Source organism: Methanocaldococcus lauensis, assembly GCF_902827225.1.
Classification (GTDB): Archaea; AGJL01; Methanococci; order Methanococcales; family Methanocaldococcaceae; genus Methanocaldococcus; species Methanocaldococcus lauensis.
The window spans coordinates 319,927-338,117 of sequence record NZ_LR792632.1; the positions used below are offsets into that span (position 1 = coordinate 319,927).

Sequence of the window (18,191 nt, forward strand, 5' to 3'; positions counted from 1 at the left end):
AGATTTTTGTTTTAGTTTTTATTAATTTCTATATTTTTATAATTAATATTTACTTTAACTTTAAGGAGTTTAATGAATTATATCAATATGGAATATAAAAACTTAACTATGTAATTTAAAATAACAATCTCTTTACATATTTCAATTTAAAAGGTGAAAATATGACAAAAAAGCCTTATGTAATATCAAATGTAGGAATGTCGTTAGATGGAAAGTTAGCCACAGTAAATAACGATTCAAGAATATCCTGTGAAGAGGATTTAATAAGAGTTCATAAAATTAGGGCTAATGTAGATGGAATTATGGTGGGTATTGGAACAGTTTTAAAGGATGATCCAAGATTAACAGTTCATAAAATTAAAAGTGATAAAAATCCTGTTAGAATAGTTGTTGATAGCAAGTTGAGAATTCCTCTAAATGCAAGAGTTTTAAACAAGGAAGCAAAAACTATAATTGCCACTACAGAAGATAGTGATGAAGAAAAAGAAAAGAAAATAAAAATACTAAAAGATATGGGAGTAGAAGTTGTTAGATGTGGTAAAGGAAAAGTGGATTTAAAAAAATTAATGGGGATACTTTATGAAAAAGGAATAAAGAGCATTTTGTTAGAAGGCGGGGGAACATTAAACTGGGGTATGTTTAAGGAAGGTTTAGTAGATGAAGTTTCTGTCTATATAGCTCCAAAAATATTTGGTGGAAAAGATGCTCCTACCTATGTAGATGGGGAAGGTTTTAAAACCGTTGATGAATGTGTTAAATTAGAATTAAAAAACTTTTATAAATTGGGAGAGGGAATTGTTTTAGAATTTAAAGTGAAGAAGTGATAGAATATGCTTCCAAATAAAAAAGGTTTAGAGATTATTAGAACATATATGAAAATATACAATGGAAGTAATGAAGATTTTATTAAAGAACATTTAGTTAAAGAATTAATAGAAAACAATGTTTTAGTAGAAACTGAAGATGAAACCTATACATTAAAATCTGAAAATGAAGAGGAAATGATGCACTCAAAAGTCGGGGCTTTAAAAGAAGCTGTTTATAAATTTGTTAAACCTTCAAATATTGAAAATTTAGGAAATCCAAGAGTTTTAGATTTGTGTAGTGGTTTATGTTATAATGCTATATCTGCTCTACATTATAATAAAAACAGCAAAATAGATATGGTTGAAATTTGTGAAGAGGTTTTATTTTTAACTTTATTTTTAGATATCCCATTTAAAGAGCATGAGATTATAAAAGACAAAGTTAGAGAGTATTTTTTAAATAAAATAGGAATTAAATACAAGTCAAAATATGATAACATTAATATATATGTCGAAGATGCAAGAAAATTTATTGTAAATTGTAATAAAAAATATGATATAGTTTTTCACGATGCCTTTTCTCCTAAGAGAGATCCAACTTTATACACTTACGATTTTTTAAGAGAAATTTACAAAAGATTAAATGATAATGGGGTAATAATATCTTATTCATCATCAATTCCATTTAGAAGTGCATTAGTTAGTTGCGGATTTATAATTTCAGAAAGAGAGAGTATTGGAAGAAAAAGAGGTATTACTTTGGGATATAAAAATCCAAATTTTAAGCCAAACAGAATTAATAAAATTGATGAAAGAGTTATTGCCTTATCAATTAATGCAATCCCCTATAGGGATGAAACTTTAAATTTAACTAAGGAAGAAATTATAAAAAATAGAAATATTCGTAAAGAAAAATTAAGAGAAAAATTAATTAAAGTTGGTAAGTATATTTCAACTAAACAGATAAAAAAAGGAAACATTCCAGAAGATATTTTAAAAATTCAAGAAGAGAATTTAAATTCCTCAGAAATTATTATAAAGATGAGAAGAGAATTCTTTAAAGACATATATGATGAGATTTTTTCTATTTATTAAATCTTTCAAAAAATAATAAAATATTTATTTGCCTTTCAAATAAAAATTAAAGATACAAATTAAAACAAAAGGTGAAAAGATGAAAATAAATGTTGGTGTTTTAGGGGCTACTGGTAGCGTAGGACAGAGATTTGTTCAGTTGTTGGCAGAGCATCCAATGTTTGAATTAACTGTTTTAGCCGCATCAGAGAGAAGTGCTGGAAAAAAGTATAAAGATGCCTGTTATTGGTTCCAAGATAGGGATATTCCTGAAAATATAAAAGATATGGTTGTAGTTCCGACAGATCCTAAGCATGAAGCATTTGAAGATGTTGATATTGTGTTTTCAGCCTTACCATCAGATTTAGCTAAAAAGTTTGAACCAGAATTTGCTAAAGAAGGAAAGTTAGTTTTCTCTAACGCATCAGCTTATAGAATGGAGGAAGATGTCCCATTAGTCATTCCAGAAGTTAATGCAGACCATCTAAATTTAATAGAAATTCAGAGAGAAAAGAGAGGATGGGATGGAGCAATAATAACAAATCCTAACTGTTCTACAATCTGTGCTGTAATTACATTAAAGCCTATTATGGATAAATTTGGTTTAGATTCAGTTATTATAACCACATTGCAGGCAGTTAGTGGAGCAGGATATAATGGAGTCCCATCAATGGCAATTTTAGATAATTTAATTCCATTTATTAAAAATGAAGAAGAAAAAATGCAAACAGAGAGTTTAAAACTTTTAGGAACCTTAAAAGATGGCAAAGTTGAATTTGCTAAATTTAAATTAAGTGCTTCATGTAATAGAGTGGCTGTTATAGATGGACATACTGAATGTATATTTGTCAAAACAGAAAATGGAGCTGAGCCAGAGGAGATAAAGGAAGTTATGGATAAATTTGATCCATTAAAAGATTTAAACCTTCCAACTTATGCTAAACCAATAGTTATTAAGGAAGAAATAGATAGACCTCAGCCAAGATTAGATAGAAACATTGGAAATGGAATGAGTATAGTTGTTGGTAGAATTAGAAAAGATCCAATATTTGATGTTAAATACGTTGCATTAGAGCATAACACAATTAGAGGAGCAGCAGGAGCAAGTGTATTAAATGCAGAATACTTCGTTAAAAAGTATTTATAACTTTTTAATGCTTTCTTTCTAATACTTTTTCAAAATTGACATCAGTAGGATATTTCCCAGTTAAACAAGCTAAGCATAAATCTTTTCTACCAATTGCTTTAATTAACCCTTCCAACGATATATATCCAATAGAATCTACACCAAGATCTTTTCTAATCTCCTCTTCTGTTTTATTTGAAGCGATAAGCTCTTTTTTAGTCGCCATATCTATACCATAATAACAAGGAGATATAATTTTAGGGCATCCTATTCTTAGATGCACTTCTTTTGCTCCAGCCTTTCTAACCATATTTACAATTCTCCTTGAAGTAGTTCCTCTAACAATACTGTCATCTACTAAAACAACTCTTTTTCCTTCTAAAACACTTTTTACTGGACTTAGTTTTAATCTAACAGCCAACTCCCTTTCGTTTTGGGATGGTAAAATAAAAGTTCTTCCTACATATCTATTTTTTATCAAACCTTCATAGTATGGAATTTTTGACTCTTCAGAAAAACCCAATGCAAAAGCAACTCCCGAATCTGGAATTGGAGAAACTACATCGGCATCTACAGGATGTTCCTTAGCCAAAATTTTTCCTATATTTTTCCTAACCTTATATACACTTATTCCGTCAATTGTTGAATCTGGTCTTGCAAAATATACATACTCAAACATACATGTTGTCGCTCCCTTATATATTGAAGGAGCATTAACACTTATAGTATCATAGTTTTTGGAAATATCATAATCAAATTCATAAGATGTTATTTCACCATCTTTGATTTCAATAATTTCTCCCGGCTTAACATCTCTAATAAACTCAGCATCTAAGGTTGTTAAAGCACAATCTTCTGAAGAAACATATATATTATTTTCATCTCTACCAATACATAACGGTTTAAATCCTCGTGGGTCTCTAATGGCTATTAACGAATCGTTAAACATTATTAAAAGTGAATAAGCCCCAACAAGTTTTTTTAATGTATTTTTTATTGCCTCAATTTTATCAGAAGTTTTTAACAACTCTCTAACTAAGAGTTGGGCTATAACTTCAGAGTCTGTAGAAGAAACAAATATATGCCCTTTTGATTCCAACTCTTTTCTTAATTCATTTGAATTTACTAAATCACCATTATGAGCTATTGCTATATTACCAAAAGAACTTTTAACTACAAATGGCTGACAGTTTTCAACAGATTTTCCTCCAGTTGTTGAATACCTCACATGCCCAATTCCAATGTATCCAAATAGATTTTGTAGTATCTCACTTTTAAAGACATCCGTTACTAAACCAAGATTTTTATAGTAGTTTATATTTTTTCCATCACTTGTAGCAATTCCTGCTCCTTCTTGTCCTCTATGTTGTAAAGCAAATAATCCATAATAAATTCTCTTTGCAACATTTAGTTTTTCATAAGAATAAACTCCAAATATCCCACACATATTAAAAACCCTTTTTATTTTTGTTTTTTATAATGAAAATCAATGGAAAATTAAAATAAAATTAAATTTGATAAAAATTAGAACTTTAAAAAATTAAAAGAATTTGTTAATATTTAATGTTTAGGTTATTTAACCTAATATAATATATTTATCTTTGTATTTAACTACTGACTTTCCTACAATTTTTTCTCCATTAATATCTAAATTATCCACTACTCTCCCAATTATTTGAGCTGGGATATTATATTTATTAGAGATTTTTATAACTTTATTTGCATCTTCTTCATCAACAATTACACAAAAGCCAATTCCCATATTGAATGTTCTAAACATCTCTTCATCATTTACATTACCCAATCTTTGAATTTCTTTAAATATTGGTAATGGCTCTGGAAGGTTGTCAATATAATATGTAACATTGTTATTCAATCTCTTAAGTTTTCTAAAACTGCCTCCTGTAATATGGGCTAATCCTTTAACATTAATATCTTTATCTCTAACCATCTCTAAGATTGGCTTTACATAAATCCTTGTTGGTGTTAAAAGCTCTTCAGCAACTGTCTTTCCATAAGATAGTTTATCGAAAACATCTAACTTGGCTATATCAAAAAATACCTTTCTCGCCAATGATAAACCATTACTATGGATTCCAGAACTTCTCAATCCAACAATTACATCTCCCGGTTTAACATCTCTTCCAGTTATAATTTCATCTTTTTTAACTATTGCCAAAACAGTTCCTGCTAAATCAATTCCTTTAATCATATCTGGTAAAGTGGCTGTTTCTCCTCCAATTATGTTTATATTTGCCTCTTTTGCTCCTTCATTTAAACCCTTACCAATTTGCTCAGCAATCTCTTCAGTTATATGTCCCACTGCTAAGTAATCTACCAAGGCAATTGGCTCGGCTCCTATACATATAGCATCATTTACATTCATAGCAATCATATCTATTCCTACAGTATCAAATTTATTAGCCATTTCAGCCACTATCATCTTACTTCCTACTCCATCAGTAGATAAAACCAAATAATAGTCTAAAAATTCAACTGCCCCAGCGTAATGTAATCCTAACTCAGCTGGTTTTATATCACTTCTCTTAAATTTTATCTGTGAAACTAAAGATTTAATTATTTTATCTTCATACAAGATATCTACTCCTGCATCTTTATATGTAACCATTGTTTATTCACCTTTTATCTTTTTAATAGTATATTATCTCCAACATTAACTCCTATATTTTCAGCAACTGGCTTACATTTTGCCTTTAATATATAATAAATTGGCTTATCTATTTCATTCTCATACTCTGTTAAACTTTCATAATTTCCCATACCCTTTGCAATTATTAAATCAGCACTTCTAAATTCTTTTAGGAATTCTTCTGAACACTCCTCCAATATGATTCCAATTATATCAGATCCAGTAGTTATTACTCTACATATTTTATCAATATTTGCTATCTTTGCATCCTCTAATGTAGCATCGTTTAAAATTGGTTTTCCTTTAACTACTGCAACAACTTCTTTATTATATTTAAGAATTTCTTCTATTAAAATTCTATCAAAAATAATCTCCCCAGCATTATCACAGATATATAAAACTTTTTTTATATTTTTATTTTTTAAATCTTCTAATAATTCTTTACTGTTGTCTATTTTTAGTTTATCATTTAAGGTATCTTCAATTAACTTCTCTATATCTATATCTGTGCTGTATGCTCCAAAGTCGATAACATTACCCGCAATTGTAGCTAAGACTTTTTTTCTTAATCTTTCTAAATCGTTGTTATCATTACACAATTCTCTAACTTTGTCTAAATATTTTAATGCAATTTTATTCGCTTTTTCTTTTAAATTCTTATAAGGGTCTTCAGTATTGCTAATTTTTTTTAAATGCCTATGAACAACAGTTCCCATCCACGCTGGAACAGCATTTTCTCCATAAACTTCTTTAATCACTTCCATAGTGTTTTTTATTAATCTAAATTGCTCTTTTTCATCATTTGTTATTTCTTTAACAGCATCAACTACTTGCCTAATTATACAGATAGCACATTCTGGTTTTATCTTCATATAATCATCCCTCCACAATTTAGTATTTAAATTAGAACCTTGATATTTTTAGAGGTTTATATAATTGAGAATTATATAATTATGTGGAATGATTAAAAATCTTGGAGATAGATATGATTAACTTTGAGATATTTAAAGAATTCCTATTAAACCTTATAAAGGAATATGGTTATTTTGGTATTTTCTTAGTAGGATTTTCTGAACCAATATTTCAACCTTTTCCAACAGAGATATTTATTGCCGCTGGCTTATTGGCTGGATTAGATTGGAAATTGGTTTGGATTATTTCAACAGTTGCTTGCAACCTTGGGGCAGTAGTTACATATTATCTTGCAATGAAGTATGGAAAAAAGTTAATGTTAAAATTATTTGAAGAGGAAAAAATAGATAAAGGAACTTTCTATTTAAAAAAGTGGGGAATTCTTGGAGTTATTATTGCGAGTTTTACGCCAATTCCTTTTGAAGTTATATGTTGGATTTGTGGTATCTTTAAAATGCCATTTGGAAAATATATGGTTGCAGTATTTTTAAGTAGGTTAATTAGGCATGGGATGGTTATTATTCCATTTGTTTTAAAAGACCACATCAATTTTTGATTAATACTTTAAATAAAAAATTTCATAAGCATAATTTTATATTCTTTATAGGAAAATAATTATTAGGGTTTAAATTTTTATGGTGATGAATTATGTGTTTGGCTATTCCCTGTAAAGTTGTAGAGATAATAGAAGAGGATGGAGAGAAATATGCAATAGCAGAATATAAAGGAGTTAGACAAAAAGCAAAATTAACATTATTAGATAAAGATGTTAAAATAGGAGATTATATTTTAATTCACACTGGCTATGCATTAGAAGTTTTAAGTGAAGAAGATGCAAAATTAAGTTTAGAAGCTTGGGAAGAACTATTTAACGCTTTAAAGGAAATGGAAGAATAAAAAGAATAAAAAATTTTAAAATTTTAAATTTATTATTACTTATTTTTAATTGTTTTGTTAAAATCTCCTTTTTATTCTGGTTCAACCTTTACAGCCCCAGTTGGACAAACATCTTCACAGACTCCACAATAAGTACATTCATCTTCTCTTGCAACAACTACTTTATCCCCATCAATTTCAAAAACTTCCATTGGGCAGTTATTTACACATTCTGCACAGTCAGGACCTTTACATAAATCGTAGTTTATAGTTACTGCCATTATATCACCTCATTACTTAATTATTTAAAGTTTAATTAGGATAGGATAGTTAAGGTATAGTAATATCTATCTATAAATAGTTATCGAATAATATTAAATAATAAAAATTTAAAAATTAAAAAAGTTTTAAAATCTTCTTATATTTGGATTAACTATAGTTCTCTCTATGTTCCAAACTTCATTTAGTACATTTGAGGAAAGATTTGATCTCAAAAATGGTACTTTAAAACTAACTGCTATATGTGCAAATGAGGAATTATTTCCAAATATTACTGGATAAAGTCCTTTTTCCATAATATAGTTTATATAGTAATACATCTCAGTTATCGTTCCCATTTCGTAAGGATATACTTTAACAAAATCACTTTCCTCATAAATAATATCCGTGCATAAAAATCCATCAAACTCTATGGGTTCTTCAACTTCTAAGTAGTCAATTTGAGATAATTCCTTATCTTTAACAATATCCTTTTTAGTACTAAGTCCTAATAAAACATCTAAATCCTCATCTTCTTTAAGCTCATCAATTAATTTCCTAATTTTTGGGATTTCGTTGAATATATCACTACAAGTGTATGCTCCATTAATATTTACAATAGAATAGTCCTCTACCAACCTTTTAGACAATTTTAAATAGAAATTAACAATATCCTCTATAGATTCAGCCATAACTATTGGGATTAATTCATTATCATTTTTATCAACCAATATTCCTGAGGCTACTATTGGTAAGTCTGTTGTTAAAGCTCCCCCTAAAAATTTAAATAAAGGAATATCCAAACTATTTGATGCCGCTCTTGCTATGCTGATAGATATTCCCATGGCAACATTAGGATTGTTAGATGCTGAAGTTTCACAAATTAATGAGTCAATAAAATCAATGTCAGTTGCTGGATATCCTATAAGTTCTGGAGCTATAACATTTTCAACGTCAGCTATAGCTTCCTCAGGATTGGCAACATCAATAATATCATAACCTGCTGAAATGTTTGTCATTGTAGTTATCATTACTTTAATTTTAGCTCCTTTAAAAACTTTTTTTGCACTAATTTTTTCAATAATAACATTTGTCAAATACATCCACCTCAATTAGAAATCAATTAAAAAATAGTAGTTTCTACCCTTTTATTGGTCTTATAGGTTTTAAAGGAACTTTTCCTTGTTTAAGCTCCTCATAAGCTATTTTTAATGAACTATCTAAGGTTGTTTCAATTGTTGTATATGCTCCATTGGATAATTGCAAACTTCTTGCCCCTAAAATTCTCGCAATTTCAAATTTCGTTAATTTCAAAATCTCACCCCTAACATATTAAATTATTGAAAAATAACCTTATTTTTATTTATTTTATGTGTTTATGTTAAAATGGTGGGGCCGCCGGGACTTGAACCCGGGTCGCACGCCCCCCAAGCGCACAGGATAACCAGGCTACCCCACGGCCCCACAAGAGTGTATAATTTCTAAAGAACTAAAAATTTTTATAAGTATTTTTCATCGTGAGCAATAATTTCATCTATAATCTCTTTTCCATCTTCACTAATTCTATATGATATAAACATTCTTCTACAACAGTATTTCTTAATTCCTAAATCATCCAGAACATCTTTTGGATTTTCTCCATTTAATATTCTTCTTTTATATTCATCAAAAACTTCGGCAATAACATTACCACAAGAAAAGCATCTAATTGGGAACATCATAATCATCACCCATTATAAAAAGAAAATTATAACATAATAAATAAAGTAAAGAATTTATCTGTAAGATTTTTGTCTCTTTGCTCTTGGACCTTTTGTAGATCTACTTGGTTTATGTGGCTCGGTTCTTCTTGCATCGCTAACTAACAATGTTCTGTCGTAAGCTAAGAATTTATCTCTCAACTCTTTACTACCAGTAAATTCAACAATTGCCTTACCAATTGCGGTTCTTGCGGCATCCATTTGTCCCATAACTCCTCCGCCTTTTACAGTAACATCTATATCCATCTGGCTAATTATTTCCTCTCCAGCCAACAATATAGGTTCCATTAATTTCATTCTTTTATACTTTGGTTCTATTAACTCAATTGGTATTTTGTTAATTCTTATTCTACCTTTTCCAGGTCTTGCTACAGCCCTTGCAATTGCCCTTTTTCTTTTACCAACTGTTAAAACTATTTTTTTATTTTGTTCTTCCATTTAATCACCTCAGAATTTCGCTCCTAAGTGTTTGCTTAACTCACCTAATGTAATATACTTTGTAGTGTTTAATGGATGAGATATTTTTTCATCAACTTGTAAATTTTTAGGATTGCCAACATAAACCTTAACTCTCTTAAATGCCTCTCTACCTTTTGGTTTTTTATATGGAAGCATTTTTCTTATAGTTCTTCTCAATATATCGTCAGGTCTTCTTGGAAACTTTGGACCAAATCTTCTTGGATTAGCAACGTTTTTCTTTTCTCTCTCTTCTTGATATGTTTTTATAATCCAATCTCTATTACCAGTTATAATTACCTTTTCAGCATTTACTATAACTATTTCTTCTCCTCTTAATACTCTTTTCGCTACTTCTGAAGCTAATCTTCCCAATATCGCTCCTTCAGCATCTATTACTGTCATTACTATCACCAACGTGTTTTATGCCATAATTCTAACATTTGAACCTTTTGGATTTCTTTTTATTAATTCTTCAATAGTTATAGCCTCTCCTCCAGCCTCTTCAATTAACTTTTTAGCTGTTTCTGAAAATGCAAATGCCGCAACTATTACCTTATGATCTAATTTACCAGCTCCTAAAACCTTACCAGGAACCAAAACTATGTCTCCTTCCTTTGTGTATCTATTTATTTTACTTAAATTTACTTCAGCTCTTCTCCTTCTTGGTTTTGCTAACCTTCTTGCTATATCCTTCCAAATCTTTGCCTGATTTTTATAACTTTCATACTTTAAAGTCTCAATTAACTTAACCAATCTTGGATTTGTTGCTCTAATCTTTTTCATAATTCTCACCGTGTTTTAAACCTTTTTAAGGTTTTAAAAAATTTAATAATATTATATAGTATTATTCCTCAATTTGTTCCAGTTGTTTTAAAAAACTTTCTGCCTTATTTTTTAATATTTTAACAGCCTCTTCTAATATTTCTTCAGCCTCCATTTGACCAAATGTTTCTACTAAAAATTCTACCTCATCTTCATCAATTTGTTTATAAACAGCATTGCATGGCTGCCATTTTGCATGTATTTTACCGATACCTGGAACTGCATCACATTCAATCTGTATCTTTTGTCCTTTACCTAATTTTACAATTGGAATATTTTTAAATGCTACTTCTCCATTATCAGATTTTAAATCTGATGAATAAACCACACAAGGCCCTTCTTTTTCTAAGGTGAATTTTATAACCTCATTTTCTAATAATGGTTTTCCCTTAATTGGAACTAATCCCAATCTATGTGCTAAAATTTCATCATCCATTGATGAAGAATTCTCATATATATAAACATCTTCAATAGCATAGGTTGGAACTTCAGAAATCATTATTCTTCTAATAGCATTAGAAAAAGATATTGGTGCTTTTAAAGAAAAAATAAAATTTTCACCAATTCTTGTTTTTTTCTTCTCTTTAAGTGTAATCAAAGGTTACCACCTTTATTTTTTAAACCTCTTCTTAGGAGTTGTACCATCGTGTGGTATTGGTGTAACATCTTCAATTCTTCCTATTCTTAACCCAGATCTTGCTAATGCTCTAATTGCCGCTTGAGCTCCAGGTCCAGGATTTTTCTGACCACTACCTCCCGGAGCTCTAACTTTTATATGTATGTTGTAAATACCTCTCTCTTTTAATACTTCAGCCAACTTAAAAGCCGCCTGCATTGCTGCATATGGAGAACCTTCATCTCTCTGATTTCTTGTAACCATTCCTCCTGAGATTCTTGCAATAGTTTCCGCTCCAGTAATATCTGTCGCGTGAATTATTGTGTTGTTATAAGATGAGTATATATGAACAATCCCCCATTTTTCTTTTTTTTGTTCAGTCATGGTATTTCACCTTTCTTATTTTAATTTATTCAGTTTGTGTTTCTTCTAAACCTATAATTTTTGCTCTTTCTGGATGATCCTCATAATTAAATGGAGAGTTTTTTGCATAGGTAATTTTGTTTTCTTCTTCAACTGATACCATATAACTTGGAGCAGTTACCACTCTTCCATTAACTGCTATGTGACCATGAACTATTAACTGCCTTGCTTGTTTAGGTGTTCTTGCCAATCCTTTTCTAAATACGAGTGTTTGTAATCTTCTTTCTAAAATATCCTCAACTGTTAATGATAAGACATCATCAAGAGTAGGATTCTCTACTTTTAAAATACCATATCTTTTCAATACATTAAATAGCTGAACAGCTTCTTTAGCCCCTTGTTCTGTTCTATCGCTAATTAATCTTCTTGCCTGTCTTCTATACTTTCTTAAAATTGTTTCAGCTTTCCAGACTTCCCTCTTTCTTCTTAACCCATACTTCCTACATAATTCTTTTTCTCTTTCAATTCTTTCTTTAATCCATGGGTGGTTAGGTGTTTCATAAGTTTTTTTAAATCTTCTTCTTGGATCTCCCATTTAATCACCTTTGTTAAATTTTTAAATTTATGTTTGTTTTATAAACTTATTAGTTTATTTCTTTCTTCTTGAAACTCCAACAGTAGGTCCTCTTCTAAATGTACTTTTTGTTCTCTGTCCTCTACATGGTAATCCAAGTTCGTGCCTAATTCCTCTATAACATCTAATTCTTTTCAATCTGTTTATATCTTCTTGTTTTACAATCATTAAGTCACTTTCAATAACGTGTTTATCTTTTCCAGTAACATAATCTTTTCTTCTGTTAAACATCCATGATGGTATTCCATATTTAGCAGGATCAGCCAATATTTCCTCAATTTTTTTAACTTCTTCTTCAGTTAAGTAACCTGCCAACTTGTTAGGGTCTAATTTAGCTACTCTTATAACAGCTCTTGCCATTGCCTCTCCAACGCCGTATATATCTTGGAGAGCCATTATTAACTTTTTATTACCATCTAAATCTGTTCTTGAAACTCTAATTAAGTATTTAAATTCAGAATTTTGCATATTTTCAGTCAAGGTTGCACCTCCATAATTCGTGTTTTAATATAAAAATAAAAAACAAAAAATAAAAAATAAGTGGCGCGGAGGGGGGGATTTGAACCCCCGCGGGGCAAAGCCCCATGGGATCTCCAGTCCCACGCCTTGGCCGGGCTAGGCTACCTCCGCTCTAAAAGTGTTTTGTGCTTTATATAATTTATGGCACCAATATTAAAACCTATACCTTATGCTATGATTATTAATGTCAATTATACTTATATATTATTTTCGGTTTGTAGATTTAAAAATTAAGGTATTTCTATACAGATGCATATAAAAATATATTAATCACTCAAAATCAGAATTAAAATAAACTTTTATATTAATTCTAATGCATAATATTTAAACCTTATATGTTGTTACTCTTTAATTATAGTATTAATAGGGGGAAATAATATGAAAGTTAAAGTTTCTGAGTATATGACAAAAAATGTCATAACTGTATCTAAAGATAACACGGTTAAGGATGTTATTAAATTGATAAAAGAAACAGGTCATAACTCATTTCCTGTTGTAGAGAATGGAAAATTAATAGGAATAGTTTCAGTTAATGATATTGTCGGTAAAGATGATAATGAAAAAGTAGAAAATGTAATGACTAAAAGAAAGGATATGGTAGTTACAACTCCTGACGCTAATATAATGGATGTTGGTAGAATAATGTTTAGAACAGGCTTTTCAAAATTACCAGTTGTAGATAATGAGAATAATTTGGTTGGAATAATATCAAATATGGATGTTATTAGATCACAAATAGAAAAAACTACTCCTAAAAAATTAGAAAATATAATTAAAACTTATAAAAGCTTAGGATACAACTTAAAAGTCGAAAAGAAAGAAGTGGAGGTTACTAAATTAAAACCTACCCAAAATAAAATACAAGCTGATGAATTAGTTGGAAGAAAGTATGAACTAAAAAAAGGATTAGCTGAACCTATAATAGTAATAAAGAAAAAAAATGATAACCATTATATTTTAATAGATGGACATCATAGGGCAGTTGCGGCATATAAAATGGGTATTCCAAAGTTAGATGCTTATGTTATCTACTTAGATACGGATAAAAAACTTGGTATCGAGAAGACTGCTGAAATGATGAATTTAAAATCATTGGATGATATTAAGATTGTTGATGAGGAAGACGAAAACTCAGTTAAATTGAAAAAAGTATATTAAATTTAGGGATAGTTATGATAATTAAAGGTATAAGAGGAGCAAAAATAAATAAAGACATTTTTAATTTAGGATTAGAATTTCAAATTTTAAATGCTGATTTAATAGCGACAAAAAAACATATACTACATGCAATAAATCAGGCTAAGACAAAAAAACCAATTGCTAAAAATTTTTGGATTGAAATTTTAGTTAGAGCTTCTGGACAGAGGCAGATACAGGAGGCTATAAAGATTATAGGAGCAAAAGATGGAAATGTTTGTGTAGTATGTAAAGATGAGGATACATTTAAAAAGATTCATAAACTAATAGGTGGAGAAGTTGATGATTCAGTTTTAGAACTTAATGAAGAAAAAGAAAAACTAATTAGAAAAGCTTTTAACATAAAAGGTTTTGGAAATACTGTTGAGAGAGTTTTAGAGAAGATAGCATTAATTGAATTAAAATAAAATAAGGTGAATGTTGTGAAAGTTATTAATGGTGGAGTTATAGCCCCAAAAGGTTTTAAGGCTAATGGTTATAAGGAAGGAAAGTATGGAGTGGCAATAATTATCTCTGAAAATGAAGCTGTTGGAACTGGTGTTTTTACAAAAAATAAAGTTGTAGCTCATCCAGTTGTTTTATCAAAGAACCTAATAAAAAATAGAGATAAATTTAGGGCAATAGTTGCAAATAGTGGAAACGCTAACTGCTTTACAAAAAATGGTTTAGAAGATGCAAAAGAAATGCAGAAAATAGTTGCTGAACTTTTTAATATCAAAGAAGAGGAAATTTTAGTGGCATCTACAGGAGTAATTGGAAGAAAAATGAATATGGAAATTATAAAAGATAGAATAAAAAAAGTTTATGAATTAATGCAAAAAGAGAGTAGTTCTATAAATGCCGCTAAGGCTATAATGACAACAGATACAAAACCAAAAGAGATTGCAGTTGAGTTTGAAGTAAATGGAAAAAAAGTTAGAATTGGGGGAATTGCTAAGGGAGCGGGAATGATACATCCCAATATGGCTACTATGCTCTGTTTTATAACTACCGACATAATTATTGACAAAGAAAACTTAACTAAAATTTTACATAGGGTTGTGGATAAAACCTTCAATAATATATCTGTTGATGGAGATACTTCTACAAATGATACTGTTTTTATTTTAGCTAATGGTAGATGTGGAGTTAATTATGAGGAATGTAAGGAAGAGTTTGAAAAATCTTTACTTTATGTTTGTAGAGAACTTTCCAAAATGATAGTCAAAGATGGAGAAGGAGCCACTAAATTTGTAGAGGTAATAGTTAAAGGAGCAAAAACTAAAGAGAATGCTATTAAAGCATCAAAGGCAATAGTTAATTCTTTATTAGTAAAAACTGCAATATTTGGAGAAGATCCTAACTGGGGAAGAATCTTAGCGGCAGTTGGGTATAGTGGGGCTGATTTTGATCCAAGTATTGTTGATATTATAATTGGTAATAATAAGGAGGAGGTTTATTTAGTCAAAGATGGAACTCCATTAGCAGATGAAGGAACTGATGAGTTAAAAAAAGCAGAAGAAATTATGAAAAGTGATGAAATTAAAATAATAGTTGATTTAAAAATGGGTGACTTTGAAAATGTTTGTTATGGATGTGATTTAAGTTATGAGTATGTTAGAATAAATGCTGAATACACTACTTAAATTATTTTTTAAATTATTTTTTATTTTAAAATCTATATTTATAAATTTAGATTAGTAAATCTTATTAATCAAAATAAAAAATAGTAATAAATCTTGCCAAATTTATTTGATTGGAACGAACATTGAACTTCTTGTAGCACCCATACCAGGAGCTCCGTGCTGAACTGGTTTTCTTGTTAATGAGAACTCTCCTAAGTAATGACCTATCATTTCAGGAGTCACTTTAACTTCAACAAACTCTTTTCCATTATAGACACCAAATGTTAATCCAACCATATCTGGAGTTATAACGAAATCTCTACAGTGAGTTCTAATAATTCTTGGTTCTTTACCTTTGTTTAACAATCTTCTTGCTCTTTTAATTTTCATAGCCAATTTTTTCTGTTGTGGAGTTAATCCTCTTAACAATGTTCTTCTCTGCCTTGCAGGTAATAATTTAGCAAACTCTCTCAAAGGCATTTGTTGTAATTCTTCTAATGTGTATCCTCTATATCTAAATTCAACTTTCTTAGAAATTACCTGTTTTTTCTTTCTTAATCTTCTTCTTTTAGATGCCATATTAATTCACCATTAATTGTTATTTTTATTTATAATTTATGAAGGTAGGTAGAAAAAATTTAGAGAAAATTACTTCCTGACTCCAGTTCTTCTTGCTGCAATGTGTCCAACTTTTCTTCCTGGAGGCATTCTTCTTGAAACTGTTGTTGGTTTTCCAGTGTGTTGGTGTCTTCCACCACCGAATGGGTGATCGACTGCGTTCATTGCTACTCCTCTAACTCTTGGCCATTTAATAGCCTTAGCCTTCATAGCATAATATTTCTTACCTGCCTTAACAAATGGCTTCTCTTTTCTACCTCCACCAGCGACTACTCCTATTGTAGCTCTACACATTGAATGTAAAGCCTTAATATGTCCAGATGGTAATTTAACATATGTTCTATCATCGTCATGTGTTAAGATATGAGCATAACATCCTCCTGCTCTAACTAATTTTCCACCATCTCCTGGGATTGTTTCTATGTTAAATACTGGAATACCCTCTGGAATTGATCCTAATGGTAAAACATTTCCTGGTTTTATATCAGCGGTAACTCCACATTCTATTATGTCTCCAACTTTCATTCCCTCTGGAACTATTAATAACCCTTCCTCCCCTGTTTCATATTCTACTTTTGCTACTGGGGCACTTCTTCCAGGATCATGTAAAATATCAACAATTTTACCTAAAACTTTTCCTTTTTTTTCTAATTCGTCAAATTTTCTATATTTTGCTTCTCCCCTTCTTTTATGTGAAGGACTTGTATATGTTGGGCTACCTCTACCTCTTCTTTGGGATACTAATCTTTTACCCATATTCATCACCGTTTTTTAATTTAATCTTAGTATATTCCTAAGCTTGCAGCTATTTTACGAGCATCATATCCTTTTTTCAACTTAATGTATGCCTTTTTTTCTCCCTTAGGAGTTATTAATGTATTTACCTTTTCTACTTCAACATCAAACAATTCTTTCATTGCTCTTTTTATGTCTCTTTTTGTAGCCTTTCTATCTACATAAAATACTAACTTGTTTTCTGTTTCAATTAATCTAACAGCCTTTTCTGAAACTACCGGCATTTTTATTACATCAAAAGCATCCATAATTCATCCCCTTGTTTCAAATTTTTTATTTGTTAAATCTCTCTTTTAATTTTTCTATAGCATTTTCAGTCCATACTGTTAATCTTCCAGCAACTCCCCCTGGAGCTAAGTGTATAATTCCTAAATCTTTGGCTGTTATAACATCAACTCCAGGTAGATTTCTTGATGCTAATATTGCATTACATTTATCACCAACAACAACTAAAACACTTCTTGGCTTTTTATATCTCCTACCTCTCATTTTTCCTCTTCCAGCTCTAATCTTAATACCATTCTTAGCCCTTATAACATCACTACTTACTCCCAATTTTTCAAAAACTTTAAAAACTTCTTTTGTTTTCTGCAAATCTTCAAATGAATTTTCAACGATTATTGGTAAATTTTCATTTTCAAATATATGTCCTCTTTCTCTAACCAATTCTGGATTTGCTGTTGCGGCAATAGCACTTTTTATTGCTTTAATTCTTTCTTTTTTATTTACTCTCTCCCATAATATCTTTTCAACTTTTGGTGGATGTGCTCTTCTACCTCCAACAGCCTGTGGAACAAATGCCGCCCATCCTTGTGGGGTTCTTATAACTCTTGCCATACCATGCCCTTTACCTATACACTTTGCAGAAGTTCTCTTACCAGCCATAGGATCTGAACCTTTTGGTTGCAATCTTGCAGTAAATGCAGATAAAAATGCTCTTCTAATTAGATCAGGTCTATATTCTTCTTCAAATACTGATGGTAATTCAATTTCCTTGACTGTTTCACCATTTAAATTATAAACCACGGCTTTCATCTTTATTCACCTTTATCATCTATTTACTCATATTTATCGTTTAAAATTTTTAATTTTAAATTAGTTT

The 18,191-nt window shown here is 30.0% G+C and carries 26 protein-coding genes and 2 tRNA genes; 8 read left to right on the forward strand and 20 right to left on the reverse strand.

Features of this window, described 5'->3' with window-relative positions:
* Positions 1 to 161: 161 nt before the first annotated feature.
* From KMP69_RS01815 to asd, 3 genes are all read left to right on the forward strand, one after another.
* Positions 162 to 824 carry a 2,5-diamino-6-(ribosylamino)-4(3H)-pyrimidinone 5'-phosphate reductase gene (locus tag KMP69_RS01815; RefSeq protein ID WP_214400269.1) on the forward strand — a complete coding sequence of 221 codons (663 nt, stop codon included), beginning with the start codon at positions 162 to 164 and terminating at the stop codon, positions 822 to 824.
* 6 nt (positions 825 to 830) lie between these two features.
* Positions 831 to 1,901, forward strand: coding sequence for an MnmC family methyltransferase (locus KMP69_RS01820; protein ID WP_214400270.1), 1,071 nt, complete (start codon positions 831 to 833; stop codon positions 1,899 to 1,901).
* Positions 1,902 to 1,980: 79 nt separating this feature from the next.
* Positions 1,981 to 3,027: an aspartate-semialdehyde dehydrogenase gene (gene asd, locus KMP69_RS01825; RefSeq protein WP_214400271.1), complete on the forward strand. Its 1,047-nt coding sequence runs from the start codon at positions 1,981 to 1,983 to the stop codon at positions 3,025 to 3,027.
* Between the two features lie 4 nt (positions 3,028 to 3,031).
* On the opposite strand, the gene purF is transcribed toward asd, so the two are convergent.
* The 3 genes from purF to KMP69_RS01840 form a co-directional block, all read right to left on the reverse strand.
* On the reverse strand, positions 3,032 to 4,453 hold the full coding sequence (purF, locus tag KMP69_RS01830) for an amidophosphoribosyltransferase (RefSeq protein WP_214400272.1): 1,422 nt from the start codon (positions 4,451 to 4,453) through the stop codon (positions 3,032 to 3,034).
* A gap of 129 nt (positions 4,454 to 4,582) precedes the next feature.
* The gene (purM, locus tag KMP69_RS01835; RefSeq protein ID WP_214400273.1) at positions 4,583 to 5,635 is read right to left on the reverse strand and encodes a phosphoribosylformylglycinamidine cyclo-ligase; all 1,053 of its coding nucleotides are present in this window, start codon (positions 5,633 to 5,635) and stop codon (positions 4,583 to 4,585) included.
* 14 nt (positions 5,636 to 5,649) lie between these two features.
* Complete coding sequence (locus KMP69_RS01840) at positions 5,650 to 6,528, reverse strand: damage-control phosphatase ARMT1 family protein (protein ID WP_214400274.1); 879 nt, start codon at positions 6,526 to 6,528, stop codon at positions 5,650 to 5,652.
* Positions 6,529 to 6,641: 113 nt separating this feature from the next.
* Here KMP69_RS01840 and KMP69_RS01845 point away from each other — a divergent pair, with 113 nt between their 5' ends.
* Together KMP69_RS01845 and hypC are read left to right on the forward strand one after the other, a co-directional pair.
* Positions 6,642 to 7,124 (forward strand): YqaA family protein, encoded by a 483-nt coding sequence (locus tag KMP69_RS01845; protein WP_214400275.1) that lies wholly within the window; start codon positions 6,642 to 6,644, stop codon positions 7,122 to 7,124.
* A gap of 92 nt (positions 7,125 to 7,216) precedes the next feature.
* On the forward strand, positions 7,217 to 7,465 hold the full coding sequence (gene hypC, locus KMP69_RS01850; protein ID WP_214400276.1) for a HypC/HybG/HupF family hydrogenase formation chaperone: 249 nt from the start codon (positions 7,217 to 7,219) through the stop codon (positions 7,463 to 7,465).
* Between the two features lie 71 nt (positions 7,466 to 7,536).
* Here the strand turns inward: hypC and KMP69_RS01855 are convergent, their stop codons facing one another.
* The 13 genes from KMP69_RS01855 to KMP69_RS01915 all read right to left on the reverse strand — a co-directional run bounded on the left by KMP69_RS01855 (position 7,537) and on the right by KMP69_RS01915 (position 12,986).
* Positions 7,537 to 7,725, reverse strand: coding sequence for a 4Fe-4S dicluster domain-containing protein (locus tag KMP69_RS01855; protein WP_214400277.1), 189 nt, complete (start codon positions 7,723 to 7,725; stop codon positions 7,537 to 7,539).
* Positions 7,726 to 7,851: 126 nt separating this feature from the next.
* Positions 7,852 to 8,799: a phosphopyruvate hydratase family protein gene (locus KMP69_RS01860; protein ID WP_214400278.1), complete on the reverse strand. Its 948-nt coding sequence runs from the start codon at positions 8,797 to 8,799 to the stop codon at positions 7,852 to 7,854.
* Between the two features lie 43 nt (positions 8,800 to 8,842).
* The gene (locus tag KMP69_RS01865; protein WP_214400279.1) at positions 8,843 to 9,016 is read right to left on the reverse strand and encodes a DNA-directed RNA polymerase subunit K; all 174 of its coding nucleotides are present in this window, start codon (positions 9,014 to 9,016) and stop codon (positions 8,843 to 8,845) included.
* 73 nt (positions 9,017 to 9,089) lie between these two features.
* Positions 9,090 to 9,166: transfer RNA gene (locus KMP69_RS01870), tRNA-Pro, on the reverse strand.
* 35 nt (positions 9,167 to 9,201) lie between these two features.
* Positions 9,202 to 9,423 carry a DNA-directed RNA polymerase subunit N gene (locus KMP69_RS01875; RefSeq protein ID WP_214400280.1) on the reverse strand — a complete coding sequence of 74 codons (222 nt, stop codon included), beginning with the start codon at positions 9,421 to 9,423 and terminating at the stop codon, positions 9,202 to 9,204.
* A 54-nt stretch (positions 9,424 to 9,477) separates the two neighbouring features.
* Entirely contained in the window at positions 9,478 to 9,900 is a 423-nt protein-coding gene (locus KMP69_RS01880; protein ID WP_214400281.1) for a 30S ribosomal protein S9, read from the reverse strand.
* Between the two features lie 9 nt (positions 9,901 to 9,909).
* Positions 9,910 to 10,323, reverse strand: coding sequence for a 50S ribosomal protein L13 (locus tag KMP69_RS01885; protein WP_214400282.1), 414 nt, complete (start codon positions 10,321 to 10,323; stop codon positions 9,910 to 9,912).
* Positions 10,324 to 10,341: 18 nt separating this feature from the next.
* Positions 10,342 to 10,704 carry a 50S ribosomal protein L18e gene (locus KMP69_RS01890; protein ID WP_214400283.1) on the reverse strand — a complete coding sequence of 121 codons (363 nt, stop codon included), beginning with the start codon at positions 10,702 to 10,704 and terminating at the stop codon, positions 10,342 to 10,344.
* 61 nt (positions 10,705 to 10,765) lie between these two features.
* On the reverse strand, positions 10,766 to 11,341 hold the full coding sequence (locus tag KMP69_RS01895; RefSeq protein ID WP_214400284.1) for a DNA-directed RNA polymerase subunit D: 576 nt from the start codon (positions 11,339 to 11,341) through the stop codon (positions 10,766 to 10,768).
* Between the two features lie 12 nt (positions 11,342 to 11,353).
* A complete protein-coding gene (locus KMP69_RS01900; RefSeq protein ID WP_214400285.1) occupies positions 11,354 to 11,743 on the reverse strand; it encodes a 30S ribosomal protein S11 in 390 nt (129 codons plus the stop codon).
* A gap of 25 nt (positions 11,744 to 11,768) precedes the next feature.
* The gene (locus tag KMP69_RS01905) at positions 11,769 to 12,317 is read right to left on the reverse strand and encodes a 30S ribosomal protein S4 (protein ID WP_214400286.1); all 549 of its coding nucleotides are present in this window, start codon (positions 12,315 to 12,317) and stop codon (positions 11,769 to 11,771) included.
* Between the two features lie 54 nt (positions 12,318 to 12,371).
* Entirely contained in the window at positions 12,372 to 12,824 is a 453-nt protein-coding gene (locus KMP69_RS01910) for a 30S ribosomal protein S13 (RefSeq protein ID WP_214400719.1), read from the reverse strand.
* Between the two features lie 73 nt (positions 12,825 to 12,897).
* Positions 12,898 to 12,986, reverse strand: a tRNA-Ser gene (locus KMP69_RS01915).
* Between the two features lie 267 nt (positions 12,987 to 13,253).
* Here KMP69_RS01915 and KMP69_RS01920 point away from each other — a divergent pair.
* The 3 genes from KMP69_RS01920 to argJ are packed head-to-tail and all read left to right on the forward strand — an operon-like array spanning position 13,254 to position 15,697.
* Complete coding sequence (locus KMP69_RS01920; protein WP_214400287.1) at positions 13,254 to 14,033, forward strand: CBS domain-containing ParB/RepB/Spo0J family partition protein; 780 nt, start codon at positions 13,254 to 13,256, stop codon at positions 14,031 to 14,033.
* 14 nt (positions 14,034 to 14,047) lie between these two features.
* Positions 14,048 to 14,479 (forward strand): KEOPS complex subunit Cgi121, encoded by a 432-nt coding sequence (gene cgi121 / locus KMP69_RS01925; RefSeq protein ID WP_214400288.1) that lies wholly within the window; start codon positions 14,048 to 14,050, stop codon positions 14,477 to 14,479.
* Between the two features lie 15 nt (positions 14,480 to 14,494).
* Complete coding sequence (gene argJ, locus KMP69_RS01930) at positions 14,495 to 15,697, forward strand: bifunctional ornithine acetyltransferase/N-acetylglutamate synthase (protein ID WP_214400289.1); 1,203 nt, start codon at positions 14,495 to 14,497, stop codon at positions 15,695 to 15,697.
* A gap of 102 nt (positions 15,698 to 15,799) precedes the next feature.
* On the opposite strand, the gene rpsS is transcribed toward argJ, so the two are convergent.
* From rpsS to rpl4p, 4 genes are all read right to left on the reverse strand, one after another.
* A complete protein-coding gene (gene rpsS, locus KMP69_RS01935; RefSeq protein WP_214400290.1) occupies positions 15,800 to 16,255 on the reverse strand; it encodes a 30S ribosomal protein S19 in 456 nt (151 codons plus the stop codon).
* 69 nt (positions 16,256 to 16,324) lie between these two features.
* Positions 16,325 to 17,050 (reverse strand): 50S ribosomal protein L2, encoded by a 726-nt coding sequence (locus KMP69_RS01940; protein WP_214400291.1) that lies wholly within the window; start codon positions 17,048 to 17,050, stop codon positions 16,325 to 16,327.
* A gap of 26 nt (positions 17,051 to 17,076) precedes the next feature.
* Positions 17,077 to 17,337: a 50S ribosomal protein L23 gene (locus KMP69_RS01945; RefSeq protein WP_214400292.1), complete on the reverse strand. Its 261-nt coding sequence runs from the start codon at positions 17,335 to 17,337 to the stop codon at positions 17,077 to 17,079.
* Positions 17,338 to 17,362: 25 nt separating this feature from the next.
* Complete coding sequence (gene rpl4p / locus KMP69_RS01950) at positions 17,363 to 18,124, reverse strand: 50S ribosomal protein L4 (protein ID WP_214400293.1); 762 nt, start codon at positions 18,122 to 18,124, stop codon at positions 17,363 to 17,365.
* Positions 18,125 to 18,191: the final 67 nt, after the last annotated feature.